The sequence below is a fragment of the Hymenobacter rubidus genome, assembly GCF_016734815.1.
In the GTDB taxonomy this organism is placed as follows: Bacteria; Bacteroidota; Bacteroidia; order Cytophagales; family Hymenobacteraceae; genus Hymenobacter; species Hymenobacter rubidus.
The window spans coordinates 137,071-154,673 of the sequence record NZ_JAERQF010000009.1 but is presented as its reverse complement, the minus strand read 5'-3'; the positions used below and the strand labels follow the sequence as shown (position 1 = coordinate 154,673).

Annotated in this window: 10 protein-coding genes; 9 read left to right on the top strand and 1 reads right to left on the bottom strand. The window is 63.3% G+C overall.

Annotation, left to right across the window (positions count from 1 at the left end):
- Nucleotides 1-314: 314 nt before the first annotated feature.
- Entirely contained in the window at nt 315-1,493 is a 1,179-nt protein-coding gene (locus JKL48_RS09135; protein ID WP_201981625.1) for a LacI family DNA-binding transcriptional regulator, read from the bottom strand.
- A gap of 327 nt (nt 1,494-1,820) precedes the next feature.
- Between JKL48_RS09135 and uxuA the strand changes: the two genes are divergently transcribed.
- From uxuA to xylA, 9 genes are all read left to right on the top strand, one after another.
- Complete coding sequence (gene uxuA / locus JKL48_RS09130) at nt 1,821-3,059, top strand: mannonate dehydratase (RefSeq protein WP_236668692.1); 1,239 nt, start codon at nt 1,821-1,823, stop codon at nt 3,057-3,059.
- 32 nt (nt 3,060-3,091) lie between these two features.
- On the top strand, nt 3,092-5,215 hold the full coding sequence (locus tag JKL48_RS09125; RefSeq protein ID WP_201981623.1) for an alpha-glucuronidase family glycosyl hydrolase: 2,124 nt from the start codon (nt 3,092-3,094) through the stop codon (nt 5,213-5,215).
- A 30-nt stretch (nt 5,216-5,245) separates the two neighbouring features.
- Entirely contained in the window at nt 5,246-6,091 is an 846-nt protein-coding gene (locus JKL48_RS09120) for an SDR family NAD(P)-dependent oxidoreductase (protein WP_201981620.1), read from the top strand.
- Nucleotides 6,092-6,155: 64 nt separating this feature from the next.
- Entirely contained in the window at nt 6,156-9,320 is a 3,165-nt protein-coding gene (locus tag JKL48_RS09115) for a SusC/RagA family TonB-linked outer membrane protein (protein ID WP_201981618.1), read from the top strand.
- A 39-nt stretch (nt 9,321-9,359) separates the two neighbouring features.
- Nucleotides 9,360-11,174, top strand: coding sequence for a RagB/SusD family nutrient uptake outer membrane protein (locus JKL48_RS09110; RefSeq protein ID WP_201981616.1), 1,815 nt, complete (start codon nt 9,360-9,362; stop codon nt 11,172-11,174).
- 98 nt (nt 11,175-11,272) lie between these two features.
- Complete coding sequence (locus JKL48_RS09105) at nt 11,273-13,225, top strand: sialate O-acetylesterase (protein ID WP_201981614.1); 1,953 nt, start codon at nt 11,273-11,275, stop codon at nt 13,223-13,225.
- A gap of 62 nt (nt 13,226-13,287) precedes the next feature.
- Nucleotides 13,288-14,595 carry an MFS transporter gene (locus JKL48_RS09100; RefSeq protein ID WP_201981612.1) on the top strand — a complete coding sequence of 436 codons (1,308 nt, stop codon included), beginning with the start codon at nt 13,288-13,290 and terminating at the stop codon, nt 14,593-14,595.
- A gap of 12 nt (nt 14,596-14,607) precedes the next feature.
- Nucleotides 14,608-16,128, top strand: coding sequence for a xylulokinase (locus tag JKL48_RS09095; RefSeq protein WP_201981611.1), 1,521 nt, complete (start codon nt 14,608-14,610; stop codon nt 16,126-16,128).
- A gap of 110 nt (nt 16,129-16,238) precedes the next feature.
- Nucleotides 16,239-17,570 carry a xylose isomerase gene (xylA, locus tag JKL48_RS09090; RefSeq protein WP_201981608.1) on the top strand — a complete coding sequence of 444 codons (1,332 nt, stop codon included), beginning with the start codon at nt 16,239-16,241 and terminating at the stop codon, nt 17,568-17,570.
- Nucleotides 17,571-17,603: the final 33 nt, after the last annotated feature.

The following is a 17,603-nucleotide window of genomic DNA, read 5'->3' as shown; positions in this document are numbered from 1 at the left end:
CAGTGTACAGTCCGAAGCAGCAGCAATAGTAGCGCGAACTGTGTAGTTCGCGTACCCCGCGCCGCTTAAGAAGGTCAAACGGCGTGGCGACGCGAACTACACAGTTCGCGCTACTATACAGCGACCCCGAAACTGCTCTAAATCTACGATTCGGCGCGTTATTCCCACTCAACTATTCCCACCCAACTGCTGATTGGTTTGAAACCCGGTTTAAATCGGGAGGCCCTCGGGCGCGACATTCACATAAGCGAATGTCGCGCCCGAGGGCCTCCCTCAAACCTGATACTCCGGTTGCGTCTAGCTGCCACCTGCTTTCAAATACTTAGCCGAAACAAGTCGCCTTCGCCTTTCAGCGAGGACTGCCGGATGATTAAGTCGCCGGCAATCACGAACGTGCGGGGCTGAAAATGTTCTTTCTGCTGCACCTGCTCCAGAAACAGACGCGCCGCCTGTTGCCCAATGCGGTAGGGGTGGAGGTTGACGGTGGTGAGGGCGGGCTCAATCATGGAGGCCATGAACTCGTCGCCGTAGCCCACCACGGCCATGTCGCGGGGCACGCGCAGGCCTCTTTTTTTGAGGGCCACCAGCAGGTCAAAAGCGTTGGTGTAGTTGATGGCGAAGATGGCATCGGGCGGTTCGGGCAGCGCCAGCCAGGCGTCGAGTGCCGCTTCGGCTTCTGCGGTCCGAAACTCGATGTGGGCCTCGTACTCCGGGCGCAGCGGCAGGTGGTAGCGCTTCAGGGCGTGCTGGTAGCCGGCCAGTCGGTTGCGGCTGATAAGCAGCGACTCGGGCCCGGCCAGGATGGCAATGCGCCGGGCGCCCTGCTGAATAAGGTGTTCTGTGACGTTGTAGGCCCCGTTCCAGTCGTCCAGAATCACTTTGGCGCTGTCTACCTCGTTGCTCACCCGGTCGAAATGCACCACCGGAATGCCCCGGCAGGCCGAGGGCTTGACGTGGTCGAAATTCTCGGTTTCGCGCGAGTGGCATATCAGCAGGCCGTCTACCTGGCTGGCCACCAGGGCCTGCACGTTGCTCACCTCAGTGCGGTACGATTCCTTCGATTGGCAAATCATGACCCGGTAGCCGGCCTCGGTAGCCACGGCCTGAATGCCGCTCACGGCCGTGGCGAAAAACGGCCGCTCCAGGTCCGGAATCAGTACGCCCAACGTGTGCGTTTCGCGGCTTTTAAGGCTCTGGGCCAACAGGTTGGGTTGGTAGTCGAGCAGGCGGGCGGCCTCGAGAATGGCTTGGCGCGTGACGGGGCTGATGTCGGTGTGCCCGTTCAGCGCCCGCGACACCGTGGACGAAGCCACCCCCACCGCCTTGGCCACGTCGCCGATGGTGGTTTGGGTGCGGCGGCGGTCCGGGGCCGGGCCGGCTTTCTCCTCCGTGAAGTGATAATCGCAGGATTTGCAGAGGTAGCGCTGCCGGCCCCGCACAAACCCTGCCTTCAACACCGAATCGGACAGCTTACACTTGACGCAACTTACCATTTGAAATTGTATTAAAGTAATAAAATGGCCTTGGTTTTAGTCCTCAAAGGGGTTTCCTGTGAGGACTCACTCAAATATAAGTGACAAAAAAAAATTTCTATCCGCAAAGCAAAAACTTTTCTATCGGCATCGTTTCCGGAAACGATGCCGATAGTTTTGCTGTGAATTCTTTCGAATTTGGCCGATTTCACCAGAATCAATCTTGTTGGTTACCCTCTACATTCGATAGCAAGTTCGTTAAACGACCTATCTGCCGCAATTACGAAGCCGACCCCGGAAATTGCGTATGGGTTTAACACAAATTGTATTTTAAGTTAAAATCCCGTCATGTTGCATACCATGCGTTGGTTTGGTCCTCAGGACCCCGTTTCCCTCTTCGACATCCGGCAGGCCGGGTGCGCAGGCGTGGTGACGGCTCTGCACCAGCTGGCCGTGGGCGAGGTGTGGCCCGTGAGCGAAATTCGGGCCCGCCAGCAGGTGGTTGAGGCGGCCAACGCCACGCACGCTCCCCTGCATTGGGCCGTGGTGGAAAGCCTGCCCGTGCACGAGACCATCAAAAAAGGCCTGCCCGCGCGCGAGCAATACATAGCCAATTATCAGGCGTCGCTGCGCAATCTGGCGGCCTGCGGCATTCGCACGGTGTGCTACAACTTCATGCCCGTGCTGGACTGGTCGCGTACCAATTTGAGCTACGAAATGCCGGACGGCTCGCGGGCCTTGCGCTTTGTGTGGCAGGACTTTGCGGTGTTTGACTTGTGCATTCTGCAGCGGCCGGGCGCGGCGGCCGACTACGAAGAGGCCGTAGCCGAAGCCGCCCGCCAGCAGTTTGCCGCCATGAGCGCCGATGAGATTGCCGGCCTCACCAATACGGTGCTGCTGGGCCTGCCCGGCTCGGAAGAGGCCTTTGCCCTGGCCGGTTTCCAGAAGCTGCTGGATGAATACGCGGCCATTGATGCCGCTACGTTGCGTGCCAACCTGCACTACTTTATCCAGCAGGTGGCGCCGGTGGCTCAGGAGCTGGGCGTGAACCTCTGCATTCACCCTGACGACCCTCCCTACCCGCTGCTGGGCCTGCCCCGCGTGGTGAGTACCGCCGACGACCTTGCCGCGCTGTTTGCGGCCTGCAACGTGCCGGCCAATGGCCTCACGTTTTGCACGGGCTCCCTGGGGGTGCGGGCCGATAACGACCTGGCGGCCATTGCGCAACAGTTTGGCTTCCGCATTCATTTCATCCATTTGCGGGCCACGAAGCGCGAGGAAAACCCGCGCAATTTCCACGAAGCCGACCACCTGGCCGGCGATGCGGACATGTATGCCGTGGTGCGCGAGCTGGTGCTGGAAGAGCAGCGCCGCGCCGCGAACGGCGAGGGCGTGACGGCCATTCCCATGCGCCCCGACCACGGCCACCAGATGCTCGACGACCTTCAGAATAAAACTTACCCCGGCTATTCGGCCATCGGCCGCCTACGCGGGCTGGCCGAGCTGCGCGGCTTGGAATACGGCATCCGAAGAGGGCTGGCGGCGGAGGCACCGCCCACTCGCCGCGTCGCCCAGCTTCACGCCTGATATCCTGCATTTCCAAATCCCACCCTTCGCCCATGCTTCTCCGGTCACTGCTGCTTTTGCTGGTCTTGGTTGGCGCCGCGCCCCGCTGCCGGGCCGACGATGGCTATCGGCTGTGGCTGAAGTACGACCTGATTGCCGATGCCGGGCTGCGGGCCCGGTACCGCGCGGCCGCGCAGTTTATTGCGGTGGAGGGCGAAACGGAAATTGCCAAAACAGCCGCCGCGGAACTGCAGCGCGGCTTGCAGGGGCTGCTGGGCCAACCGGTGCCGGTCGTGGCCAAAGCGGCTGAGAGCAACAGGCGCGGCATTGTGCTTTCGGTTGGCCCGCCTGCAAACGTTTCCGGTAGTTCCGGGAGCAGGGATGGCTACCGTATTTCTGCACAGGGCAACACCCTGAGGGTGGTGGGTGGGAGCGGGGCGGGCGTACTGTATGGGGTATTTGCGCTGTTGCGGCAGCTGCAAACCGGGCAGGCGCTGGGTGGCCTGAAGCTGAGCAGCAGCCCGCGAATTCAGTACCGGCTACTCAACCATTGGGACAACCCCAATGGCACCGTGGAGCGCGGCTACGCGGGCTCCAGCATCTGGAAGTGGAACGAGCTGCCCCAGCGCCTCGACCCGCGCTACACCGATTACGCCCGCGCCAATGCTTCGATTGGTCTTAATGGTGTGGTCATCAACAACGTGAATGCCAGCGCGCGCTACCTCACGCTGGAGTATGTGCAGAAAGTGAAGGCACTGGCGGGCGTGTTTCGGCCCTACGGCATCCGGCTATACCTGTCGGTGTTCTGGGCGGCGCCCAAGGTCATTGGCGGCCTGAAAACGTCGGACCCACTCGATGCGCAGGTGAAGCAATGGTGGGCCGCGAAGGCGGAGGAGATATACAAGGAAATCCCCGATTTCGGCGGCTTCCTGGTGAAGGCTAACTCCGAAGGCGAGCCCGGCCCGCAGGACTACGGCCGCAGCCACGCCGACGGCGCCAACATGCTGGCTGCCGCGCTGGGCCCGCACGACGGCGTTGTGATGTGGCGCGCTTTTGTGTACAAAGCCAATTCGAACGGCGACCGGTTTAAGGAAGCCTACGAGGAATTTAAGCCGCTCGATGGGCAGTTTTCGCCCAACGTGCTGGTGCAGGTGAAGAACGGACCAATTGATTTTCAGGCCCGCGAACCCTTTCACCCCCTGTTTGGGGCCATGCCGCGCACGCCGCTGGTGCTGGAAGTGCAGCTGACGCAGGAATACCTGGGCATGGCTACGCACTTGGTGTACCTGGCGCCGCTTTTTAAGGAATGCCTCGATGCCGATACCCAGACCAAGGGGCCCGGCTCGACAGTGGCGAAGGTGGTGGACGGCAGCCTCGACCAGCACCGCCTCAGCGGCATTGCGGGCGTGGCCAACATCGGGGCCGACCGTAACTGGACCGGCCACCCCATGGGCCAGGCCAACTGGTACGCCTTCGGCCGGCTGGCCTGGGATTATACCCTGACGTCGGCCGCTATTGCCACCGAATGGACCCAAATGACCCTGACCCACGAGCCCCAGGCCGTGGCTACCATCGTGAACATGATGGAGAAGTCGCGCGACATCTACGTGCGCTACACCACGCCGCTGGGCCTGCACCACATCATGGGCCAGAACATTCACTACGGCCCCGAGCCCTGGCTGGCCCAGGCCGGCCGCCCCGACTGGACGGCCGTGTACTACCACAAGGCCGACTCCGTGGGCCTGGGCTTCAACCGCACCGCCACTGGCTCCAACGCACTGGCGCTGTATTCGCCCGGCGTGCAGAAGCAGTGGGGCAACGCCAACACCTGCCCGCTCAACTACCTGCTCTGGTTCCACCACGTGGGCTGGCGGCAGCCACTGAGTTCCGGCCGCACGCTCTGGAACGAACTGGTGACGCGCTACTACACCGGCGCCGACTCGGTGACGTGGATGCAGCAGCGCTGGGCCAGCGTGCGGCCCACCGTGGATGCCGCCCTGCACGCCGACGTGGCCGCCCGGCTCGCCATTCAGCGGCGCGAAGCCCTGTGGTGGCGCGATGCCTGCGTGCTCTACTTCCAGACTTACGCCAAGCAGCCCATTCCGGCCCCCTTTGCGCCGCCCACGCGCACCCTGGCCGAGGTCAAAACCCTGGTCGACCTCTACCAGCTCAAATAATTATCCCCCGTCCCCGCAATCCAATTTGCCATGCATAAACTGTCGCACACCCCTGGGCTGGCCACCAACGGCCTCGCCGACTCTTCGCCCCACACTACGCCAGCCGCCGAGCAGCGCCCCGCCAACGTGTTTTCGCTCGATGGCAAGCTGGCGCTGGTGACCGGCGGCGGCACCGGCATCGGGCTGGAAATAGCTCGCTGCATGGCCGAGGCCGGCGCCACGGTGGTCATCACTGGGCGGCGCGAAGCGGTGCTGCGCGAGGCCGTGGACGACCTTGGCGAGTCGGTGCAGTACGTGGTAAACGACATCACCGACCTCGGCTCAATTGACGGACTGGTGGCGCAGGTGGAGGCCACCTACGGCCCGCTCGATATTCTGGTGAACAACGCCGGCATCAACCTCAAAAAACCCGCCCTGGAAGTAACGGATGAGGAATTCAGCCGCGTGCTGCACACCAACCTGCACTCGGTATTTGCCCTCACGCGGGCTTGCGCGGCCCGCATGGTGGCCCGCAAAAAGGGCGTCATCCTGATGATTTCGTCGATGGCCGCTTACTACGGCATCGACCGCGTGGTGGCCTACGCGGCCTCGAAGTCGGCGGTGGAAGGCATGGTGAAGGTGCTGGCCTCGGAATTCTCCTGCCACAACGTGCGGGTGAACGCCATTGCGCCCGGCTTCATTGAAACCGAAATGAGCCGCACCGCCATGAACTCCGACCCCGACCGCCGCGACCGCGCCATGCGCCGCACGCCCATGGGCAGCTTCGGCAAGCCCGAGGACATTGGCCACGCGGCCGTTTTTCTGGCCTCCGAGGCCGCCCGCTACATCACCGGGGCGTCGCTGCCGGTAGACGGCGGCAACTCCATCGGCTTTTAGGCCCCCTTCGCTCTCGCAACCTGAGTCACTTTACTTACCCACCACACAAAACCCACTCATTTCCATGCAAGAACATTTATCTGTCATTGCGCCGCGGCGGGAAAGCCGCTGGGCGCCACTCATGGGGGCGGCGCTGCTTGTTGGCGCCCTGCTGCCGGGTGCGGCCTGGGCCCAGGCTGGCCGCACGGTGTCGGGCACCATCACGTCCGACAATGGGGAGCCGCTGCCGGGCGTCACGGTCATCGTGAAAGGCACTACCCTGGGGGCCACCACCAACGCAGCGGGCGAGTATTCGCTGGCGGTGCCCGAAGGCAGCAGCACGTTGGTTATCAGCTCGATTGGCTACGAGAAGAAGGAGGTGCCGGTGGGCGCTTCGGGCAGCGTGAATGCCCGGCTGACCACCGAAACGCAGGCCCTGAACGAGGTGCAGGTGGTGGGCTACGGCGTGCAGAAAAAGAGCCAGGTAACGGGCGCCATCTCGTCGGTGAGCGAGGAGCAGCTGCGCGACGTGCCGGTGTCGAACGTGGGCCAGGCCCTGCAAGGCCGCGCGGCCGGCGTCAACATTTCGAGCGCCAGCTCTTCGCCGGGCCAAAACCCGGTGATTCGCATCCGGGGCAACCGCTCGTTTGCCGGCTCCAACGACCCGCTGCTGGTGGTGGACGGCGTGCCCTACGACGGCAACCTCAACGACCTGAACCCGGACGACCTGCAATCGGTGGAAGTGCTGAAGGATGCGTCGGCCACGGCCATTTACGGGGCTCGGGGTGCCAACGGCGTGATTCTGATTGTGACCAAGCGCGGCAAGGTGGGCGCCCCCAAAGCCACCTACAGCGGCTACTACGGCCAGAAAAAAGCGTACGGGCTGTTTGACCTGCAAAACGGGCAACAGTACTACGACTTCCGCTACCAGGCCTTCAAGGCCAATGCCCCCAACTCCGACCCGCTCAATACGCCCGGCTTCCTGACGGCTGACGAGCTGGCCAACTACAAAGCCGGCAAAACCACCGACTACCAAAGCCTGCTGTTTCAGACGGGCCACATCCAGAACCACGCCCTGGGCGTGAGCGGCGGCACCGAGCAAACGCAGTACTCGGCGTCGTTGGGCTACTACGACGAAACCGGCATCGTGCCGGTGCAGCGCCTGCAGCGCTACTCGCTACGCGCCACGCTGGACCAGAAAATCGGCGGCCGGGTGAAAGTCGGCCTGAACACGCTCAACAGCTACACCAACCAGAACGACCCCACCATTAACATCATCAACGGCATGTTGACCGGCAGCCCGCTGGCCTCGGCCTACGATGCCAACGGCATTCCGGTGCTTTTCCCGAACACGGACACCGCCCTGGGCAACCCGTTGACGCTTTACGTGCCGGATGCGCACCTGGACCAGCGGCGCCGCATCCGCACCTTCAACAGCCTCTACGGGCAGGTGAACATTCTGAAAGGGCTGGACTACCGCCTGAACGTGGGCCTGGACGGGCGCTCGGAAAACAACGACTCGTTTTATGCCTCGCAAACGACGGCCCGCGGCGGCGGCCAGAACGCGGCTTCGCGCTCGCAAAGCCTGGCCTTCAACCTGCTCGCTGAAAACATTCTGACCTACAACCGCAGCTTCGGCAAGCACGACCTGAACTTCACGGGCCTCTACTCCTGGCAGAACTACCGCACCGACGGCTTCGGCGCCGGCTCGCAAAACCTGCCCACCAACTACCAGTACGACAACAACCTGGGCGCCGGCACGCCCACCGCGCCTTACAGCTACCAAAGCCAGTTCGACTACATCTCGTACATGGGCCGCCTCAACTACGCCTACGACAACCGCTACTCGCTCACCCTCACCACCCGCGTCGACGGCTCGTCGCGCCTGGCGCCGGGCCACAAGTACCGGGCGTTCCCGTCGGCAGCCGTGGCCTGGAACGTGGCCAACGAGTCCTTCCTGCGCGGGCAGGACTGGCTGAGCACCCTGAAGCTGCGCGCCAGCCTGGGCCGCACCGGCAGCTCGGCCGTGGCCCCGTACCAAACCCTGGGCTCGCTGCAGTCGGCCCTGGGCAACGGCTACTACAACTTCGGCTCGACCGGCTACGTGGGCGTGGTCCCGGCCAGCATCCCCAACCCCAACCTGGGCTGGGAATACACCACCACCACCAACCTGGGCCTCGATTTCGGCTTCTTCAACAACCGCCTCACGGGTTCGGTGGAAGTGTATCAGCAGCGCACCAGCGACCTGCTGCTGCCCGACGCGCTGCCCACCTCCACCGGCTACGGCTCCTTCACCCGCAACATCGGCCAGACCCAGAACCGCGGCTTGGAAATCAGCCTGACTACCGTGAACGTGCGCGGCGACAACCCCAACGGGTTTGAGTGGAGCACCGACTGGAACTTCACCGTGAACCGCGAGAAGGTGCTCGACCTGGGCCTGGGCAACGACGAGAACGGCAACCCCAAAAGCGACATCGGCAACCAGCGCTTCATCGGCCAGCCGCTGTACGTGATTTACGACTACAAAAAAGCGGGCATCTGGCAGCTGGGCGAGGAAGACGCCGCCAAAAAGGCCGGCAGCAAAGTGGGCCAGATTAAGCTGGAAGACGTGAACGGCAACGGCCTGGTGGACCCCGCCGACCGTCAGGTTATCGGCTCGCGCCAGCCCAAATTTGAGGCCGGCATGACCCAGCGCTTCCGCTTCAAGGGCTTCGACCTGACCGCCGTGGGCCTCACCCGCGTGGGCGCCACCATCGTGGACCCGCTGCTGTTCGGCAACTCCTACTTCACCACCTTCGAAGGCCGCCGCAACCAGGTCAACCTCGACTACTGGACGCCCACCAACCCCACCAACGCCTTCCCGCAGCCCCGCCAGGGCAACGGCGACTTCCCGCCCTACAGCCAGACGCTGGCCTACGTCGACGGCACCTTCATCAAGGTGCGCAGCATCGACCTGGGCTACACCATTCCGGCGGCCTGGGCCAAGAAGGCCCTGATGGGCAGCGCCCGCATCTACCTGCAGGTGCAGAACCCGCTCATCTGGTCGCCGAATGCCTTCTACAAGAAGAATTCGGCCATCGACCCCGACGCCCTGTCGTACTCCACGCGCTTTGGCGGCAGCGGCAGCCCCAGCGGCATCGCCTTCGCCGAGGGCGACCTGAACAGCGCCGTGAACACCACCACCGCCGGCCGGGGTGTGAACTACCCCGCTACCCGGGCCTTCATCGTGGGCGTCAATCTAGGCTTTTAATCCCCCTCAACTCTCCCGCGTAGCACTACGCTTTACTATATGAAAAAGACCTTAATCAAGGTTTCGACCTTGGCCGTGCTGCTGGCCGCCACCGCCTGCAGCAAAGACACGCTCATCGAGCAGCCCCGCTCCATCCTGGTGCCTTCGTTCCTGGGCACACCGGAGGGCGTGCAAGCCGGCCTGACGGGCGTGTATTCGGGCCTGCGCAACGTGTACGGCAACGAGGAAGCCGAGTACCTGGCCGTGCAGGGCACCGACGAGTGGATGCGCGGCTTTGCCGCCACCCAGGGCTACGAGGACTACAACCCGAGCATGATTAACTCGCAGAGCTCGGCCGTGAACAACCAGTGGGCCATCCTCTACCGCTACATCAACGACGCCAACGGCGTGATTCAGTACGCGGCCACGGTGCAGGGGCTCTCGCCGGCCGTGCTCGCCCAAACGGTGGCCGAAGCCAAGCTGCTGCGCGCCAACTACTACTTCATGCTGGTGCAGTACTGGGGCGACGTGCCGCTGTCGCTCAAGTTCGTGGATGCGCCCACCAAGGACGTGGTGCGCGCCCCCGCGGCCGACGTGTACGCCGCCATCATTGCCGACCTGAACGACGCGCTGGGCAACCCCAACGCACAGGGTGTTTCCACTACCACGTCCATTGCCGACAAGCCGTCGCAGCCCGGCCGGGTGTCGCGCGCCACGGCCCTGCACTTGCTGGCCAAGGTGTACCTCACCCGCGCCACCTCCAAGGCCCGGCAGGCCGACGACTACGCCAAAGCCGCTCAGTTTGCCGGCGAGCTGATTACCAATAAGGGCCGCTACGGCGTGGATTTGGAAGCCGACGCGGCCACGGTGTTTGCCGAAGGCAACGAAAACGGCAAGGAAGTGCTGATGAACGTGCAGTTCAACCAGGACCCCACCTTCTCGGGCCAGAACGCCTTCGACCCCACCGGCGCCAACCAAACCAACTTCTTCTTCCGCAGCCGCTACGACCTGCTGCCCAACATGACGCGCGACATTGCCAACGGCCGCCCCTACGGCCGCTTCTGCCCCACGCCCCACTTGCTGGATTCGTACATCACGGCGGGCGAAAGCGGCAAAACCCTGCGCACCCTCGACACGCGCTACAACAAGTGGTTTACCACGATGTGGCGCGTGAACTCGCCAGGTGCCAACGGCGGGGCTTCCGTCAACCCGCGCGCCACCGTGGGCGACACCGCCGCCTGGTACCCCGGCCGCGAGCTGACCGCCGCCGAGCTGGCCCGCATCGCGACGCGGCCCGGCGGGCCGTTTGTGGTGGGCCCGCCCAGCAAGTACTCGCCCCAGTTCTCGCCCGTGATGAACAAGTACGACGACCCCACCCGCACGGCCCTCAACAACCCCTCCGACCGGCCCCTGATTGTGTACCGCTTTGCCGAAACCTACCTGATTGCGGCCGAGGCCAACATGCTCATGGCCAACAGCAACATCCCGTTGGCCGTTACCTACATCAACGCCGTGCGCGAACGCGCCGGGGCCGCGGGCCGCAAAACCCAGATGGACATTGACGCAACCACCCTGACCGGTGCCAGCACGCTGACCAACCCGAAGGGCATCGATTTCATCCTCGACGAGCGCAGCCGCGAACTGGCCGGCGAGCAGATGCGCTACTTCGACCTGATTCGCACGGGCAAGCTGGTGGAGCGGGTGCAGGCCTTTGTGCCGGCCCTCATCACCTCGCGGCCTGCGGTGGTGGGCTCGGACGGCTACGGCTCCAACGCCGCCGCCAACATCAAGCCCTTCCACGCGTTGCGGCCCATCCCGCAAACGGAAATTGACCGTACCAACGGCCAGGTCAAGCAGAACGACGGCTACTTGTAAGCGCCTGATTGATGTGAAAAATAAGCCCCGGTTTCGTTCTGAAGCCGGGGCTTATTTATGAGAGGCTACTCTATTTGGATGATAAGCTTGGTAATGGCATGAAATACAGTGTGTTTGGTGTGTTGGTGCTGCTGTGCGCCGGCTTGGGGCACCGGGCTGCCGTGGCGCAGGTGCGCCTGCCGCACCTGGTGAGCGACGGCCTGGTGCTACAGCGCGATGCTGATGTGCGCGTGTGGGGCTGGGCCAAGCCCGGCGAAGCCGTGGCGGTGAGCTTCCTGGGCAAAACCTACCCGGCCACCACCGGCCCCGACGGCCAGTGGGCCGTGAAGCTGCCGCACCTGAAAGCGGGCGGCCCTTTTGAGATGAGCATCAAGGCCAGCAACCAAGTGGCGGTGAAGAATATTCTGGTGGGCGACGTGTGGCTGTGCTCGGGCCAGTCGAACATGGAAACGCCCATGAGCCGCCTGCGCGACAAGTATCCCGACGTCATCGCCCAGGCCGCCAACCCGCGCATCCGGCAATACGAGGTGCCCATGAGCTACGCCTTCACTGGCCCCAAAGCGGATGTGCTGGGCGGCAGCTGGGTAGCCGCCGACCCGCAAACCGTGCTGAAGTTTTCGGCCGTGGCCTACTTCTTCGCCAAGGAACTCAACGCCAGATACCAGGTGCCGGTGGGCATCATCAAAGACGCCGTGGGCGGCTCGCCGGCCGAAGCCTGGCTGAGCGCCGACGCCCTGAAGCAGTTTCCAAAATACGAGCAGCAACAGGCGCCCTACCGCGACAGTGCCGCTGTGGCCGGCATCAGGCAGAAAGAACAGGCCGCCATCGGCAGCTGGTATCGCCAGCTGCACCAGCAGGACCAAGGCGAAGCGGCCGGACAAACCCCTTGGTACGCGCCCACCTACGCCGCCACCGGCTGGAAAACCATGCAAGTGCCCGGCTACTGGGCCGATGCCGAGCTGGGCCAAGTGAATGGCGTGGTGTGGTTTCGCAAGGAAGTAGAGGTGCCGGCCAGCATGACGAACAAGCCCGCCCGCCTGGAGTTGGGCACGCTGGTTGATGCCGACTCGACCTATATCAACGGCCGGCTCGTGGGCACTACGGGCTACCAATACCCGCCCCGTAAGTACGATTTTGGGTCCGATGTACTGAAGCCGGGCCGGAACGTTATCACGGTGCGCCTCATCAGCAACGGCGGGCGCGGCGGCTTCACGAAAGACAAAAAGTATGAGCTCACGGCTGGCGGCCAGACGCTAGATTTGCGCGGGCCCTGGCAGTACCGGCTGGGTGCCAGCCTGCCGCCCACGCCGGGCAGCACCACGTTCCAGTACCAGCCCGGCGGCTTGTTCAATGGCATGATTGCGCCGGTGCTGCCTTATGCCATCAAGGGCGTGCTGTGGTACCAGGGCGAGTCGAACGCGGGGCGGACGGCTGACTATCAGGCCCTGTTCACTGGCATGATTGCCGACTGGCGCAGGCAGTTCCAGCGGCCCGACCTTCCCTTCATCTACGCGCAACTGCCAAACTTTATGGCGGTACGCAAGGAGCCCTCAGAAAGCGGCTGGGCCCAGGTGCGCGACATCCAGCGGCGCGGGCTGGCGCTGCCGCACACCGGCATGGCCGTGCTGCTGGACGTGGGCGAGTGGAACGACATTCACCCGCTCGACAAGCAGACGCCCGGCCACCGCCTGGCCCTGGCTGCCGAGAAAATGGCCTACGGCGAAAGCAAGCTGGTGGCTTCGGGCCCGCTCTACCAATCCATGCAAACCACCGGCAACAAAGCCACCCTGAGCTTTGCCAGCATCGGCAGCGGCCTGGTGGCCAAAGGCGGCGGGCCGTTGAAGGGCTTTGCCATTGCCGGGGCGGACAAGAAGTTTGTGTGGGCCCAGGCCCGGATTGAAGGCAGCAAAGTGGTGGTCTGGAGCGACCAGGTGCCCAACCCCGCCGTGGTACGCTACGCCTGGGCCGACAATCCGGAGGAAGCCAATTTGTATAACAGGGAAGGCCTGCCCACGTCTACGTTTACCACTGCGGCCGATGCGCTGCTCTAGACTTTCTTATGGCTTGGCTCCGCGCTGCACAGCCTTCAATCAGCTTCCATAATCCATCCTAAATGCCAACCAACCTCGGGCGCTACCGCTGGGTGGTAGTAGCGCTGCTCTTCTTCGCCACTACCATCAACTACCTCGACCGGCAGGTTATCGGGCTGCTCAAGCCCGTGTTGGAGCAGGATTTTGCCTGGACCGAAACCGACTACAGCCACATTGTGGTGGTGTTTTCGACGGCCTACGCGCTGGGCTTGCTGCTGTTTGGGCGCCTCATCAGCCAGCTCGGTACCAAGCGCGGCTACACGGTGGCGCTGGTGGTGTGGAGCGTGGCGGCCATGGCCCATGCCGCCGTGAACAGCACCTTCGGCTTCGGGGCGGTGCGGGCGCTGCTGGGGCTGGGCGAGGCCGGCAACTTCCCGGCCGCCATCACGGCCGTGGCCGAGTGGTTTCCGAAGAAGGAGCGGGCCCTGGCCACCGGCATCTTCAACTCCGGCGCCAACATCGGGGCCGTGGTGGCGCCCGTGATGGTGCCCTGGATTTTGGGGGCTTACGGCTGGAAAGAAGCCTTCGTCATCACCGGCTCGATTGGCTTTGTGTGGCTGATTTTCTGGCTGGTTTTCTACGAAATTCCCAGCCGGCAGAAGCGCCTTTCCGCCCCCGAGCTGGCTTACGTTAATTCCGATAACGAGCCCGAGCAGGCGCCGGGCGAAGCCTTCTCCTGGGGCGAGCTGCTGCGCTTTCGGCAGACGTGGGTGTTCATTGTGGGCAAGTTCCTGACGGACCCCATTTGGTGGTTTTTCCTCTTCTGGCTGCCGTCGTACTTCGCCACCACCTTCAACCTGGATTTGAAAAAGCCCAGCCTGCCGCTGGTCATCGTGTACACGGCCACCACGGTGGGCAGCATCGGGGGCGGGTATTTGTCGTCGGCGCTCATCAAGCACGGGTGGCCGGTGGCCAGGGCCCGCAAGACGGCCATGCTGCTGTTTGCGCTGCTGGTGGTGCCCGTCATCATGGCCCGCTACGCCACCAGCATTTGGCCGGCGGTGGCGCTCATCAGCCTCGCGGCGGCCGCCCATCAGGCCTGGAGCGCCAACATTTTCACCATTGCGTCCGACATGTTTCCGAAGCAGTCGGTGCCTTCGGTTATCGGCATTGGCGGCATGGCGGGCTCCATTGGCAGCCTGCTGTTTCCGCTGCTGGTGGGCTACTTGCTCGACCTCTACAAGAGCCACAACAACCTGCTGGGCGGCTATAACCTGCTGTTTAGCCTCTGCGGTTTCTCGTACCTGTTGGCCTGGGGGCTGATGCACCTGCTGGCCCCCACCATGCAGCCCGTTCAAATTCGACCTGAGCCCACCCGCGTGCTGGCCTAATCTTTTTCGCCCATGAAATACCTCCTTGGCTACGACATCGGTAGCTCGTCCATCAAAGTCTCGCTGCTCGACATTGCCACCGGCAAAGCCGTCGCTACCGCCATTTCTCCCAAGCAGGAAATGGAAATCAGCGTGCCCCAGGCCGGCTGGGCCGAGCAGCGCCCGGAGCGCTGGTGGCAGGAATGCGTGAATGCGACTGCCGAGCTGAAGGCCACCTACGGCTTCGACTCCGCCCTCGTGGCCGGCATCGGCATCACCTACCAGATGCATGGCCTGGTGCTCATCGACAAACACGGCCAAGTGTTGCGCCCCGCCATCATCTGGTGCGACAGCCGCGCCGTGGAGCTGGGCAACCAGGCATTTGCTGATTTGGGCGAGAAATATTGCCTCGAAAACTTCCTGAACTCACCCGGCAACTTCACGGCTTCCAAGCTGAAGTGGGTGCGCGAAAACGAGCCGGAGATTTACGCCCAAATCCACAAGATTCAGCTGCCCGGCGACTACATCGCCTTCAAAATGAGCGGCCAGCTGCAAACCACGGTGTCGGGTCTGTCGGAAGGCGTGTTCTGGAATTACAAGAACCAGGCCATTGCCCAGGAATTGTTGGACTACTACGGCATCAGTGCCGACCTGCTGCCCGAGGTGGTAGATACCTTCTCGGTGCAAGGCCACCTGAGCGCCGAAGCCGCGCAAGAGCTGGGCCTCACGGCCGGCAAAAGTATCAGCTACCGCGCCGGCGACCAGCCCAACAACGCCTTCTCCCTCAACGTGCTGAACCCCGGCGAAATCGCCGCCACGGCTGGCACCTCGGGCGTCGTCTACGGCATCACCGATGCTCCGGCGTCGGACCCGGCCTCGCGGGTGAACGCCTTCGTGCACGTCAGCCACACGGCCGAACGGCCCCGCAACGGCGTGCTGATGTGCCTGAACGGCACGGGCATTCTCAACAGCTGGCTGCGCAAAACAGTGGGCGAAATGCCCTACGACGAGATGAACCGACTGGCCGGCAAAGCCCCGGTAGGAGCGGAGGGCCTCGTGTTCCTGCCCTTCGGCAACGGGGCCGAGCGCATCCTCGAAAACCGCCCCACCGACGCTGAGCTGCACGGCCTGAACTTCAACATCCACAGCCGGGCGCACCTGCTGCGCGCCGCCCAGGAAGGCATTGTTTTCGCCCTGATTTACGGCATGAACATCATGCGCCAGATGGGCGTGCAGGTCCGCACTGTGCGCGCCGGCAACGCCAATATGTTCCTCAGCCCGGTATTCCGCGAGGCCTTCGTGAACGCCGGCGACCTGACGCTGGAGCTCTACAACACCGACGCGGCCCAGGGCGCGGCGCGCGGTGCCGGCATCGGCGCCGGCATCTACGCCAGCGCGGCCGAAGCCTTCGGCGGCCTCGAACGCATTCTTACCGTGGAGCCCACTGCGGAGCTTCGCCGCCAATACCAGGCGGCCTACGGCCGCTGGCAAGAAGCTTTGCCGAAAGAGTTGTCGGTTGATGTAGGGGCGGGGCCTGTCCCCGCCCATCGTTGAACGATAGCAGCGCCAACCGTTCAACGAAGGGCGGGGGCAGGCCCCGCCCCTACACCGTTCAGACCAATAATTAATAACTAAAACTGTTTCCCAATCAAACACCCTATCTCATGTCTAGCAACACGCTTTCGAAGACTGCATTTTTTACCGGCATTGATACCATTAAGTACGAAGGGCGCGAGTCGGACAACCCGCTGGCCTTTAAGTGGTACGATTCAACCCGCGTGGTGGCCGGCAAGACCATGAAGGAGCATCTGCGCTTCGCCACGGCCTACTGGCACACCTTCGTGGGCACCGGCGGCGACCCGTTCGGCCCCGGCACCAAAACCTTCGCCTGGGACGCGCACCACGAAATCATCGGTCGGGCCAAGGACAAAGCCGACGCCGCGTTTGAGTTCTTCACCAAGCTCGGCACGCCCTACTACTGCTTCCACGACATCGACCTCGTGGACGAAGGCAGCTCGCTGGCCGAGTACGAGCGCAACCTGGCCACCATCGTCGACTACGTGAAGCAGCACCAGCAGGAAAGCGGCGTGAAGCTGCTCTGGGGCACGGCCAACGTGTTTTCGAACCCGCGCTACATGAACGGCGCCAGCACCAACCCCGATTTCCAGGTGGTGGCCCACGCCGCTACGCAGGTGAAAAACGCCATTGATGCGACCATCGCGCTGGGCGGCGAAAACTACGTGTTCTGGGGCGGCCGCGAGGGCTACATGACCCTGCTGAACACCGACATGAAGCGCGAGCAGGCCCACATGGCCCGCTTCCTCACCATGGCCCGCGACTACGCCCGCCAGCAGGGCTTCACCGGCAAGTTCTTCATCGAGCCCAAGCCGGCCGAGCCCACCAAGCACCAGTACGACTTCGACGCCGCCACGGTAATCGGCTTCCTGAAAGAGCACGGCCTGGAAAACGATTTCCAGCTGAACCTCGAAGTGAACCACGCCACGCTGGCCGGCCACACCTTCCAGCACGAGCTGCAGGTAGCCGCCGACGCCGGCATGCTCGGCAGCATGGACGCCAACCGTGGCGACTACCAGAACGGCTGGGACACCGACCAGTTCCCTAACAACCTGAACGAGTTGACCGAGAGCATGCTCATCATCCTCGAAGCAGGCGGCATCACCCAGGGCGGCATCAACTTCGACGCCAAAACCCGCCGCAATTCGACCGATTTGGAGGACATTTTCATCGCCCACATCGCCGGCATGGACACCTTCGCCCGTGCCCTCGTCACGGCCGATGCCATCTTGGAAAAGTCACCCTACAAGAAGTTCCGCACAGAGCGCTACGCCTCGTTCGATTCGGGCGAGGGTGCGGCCTTCGCTGCTGGCCAGCTCACACTGGAAGACCTGCGCACCATTGCCCACAAATCGGGTGAGCCGACGCCCAAAAGCGGCAAGCAGGAGTGGTTGGAAGCCATTATCAACCAGTACATCTAGGTTTTTACGGGTTAAGTAAGGCCGTCATGCTGT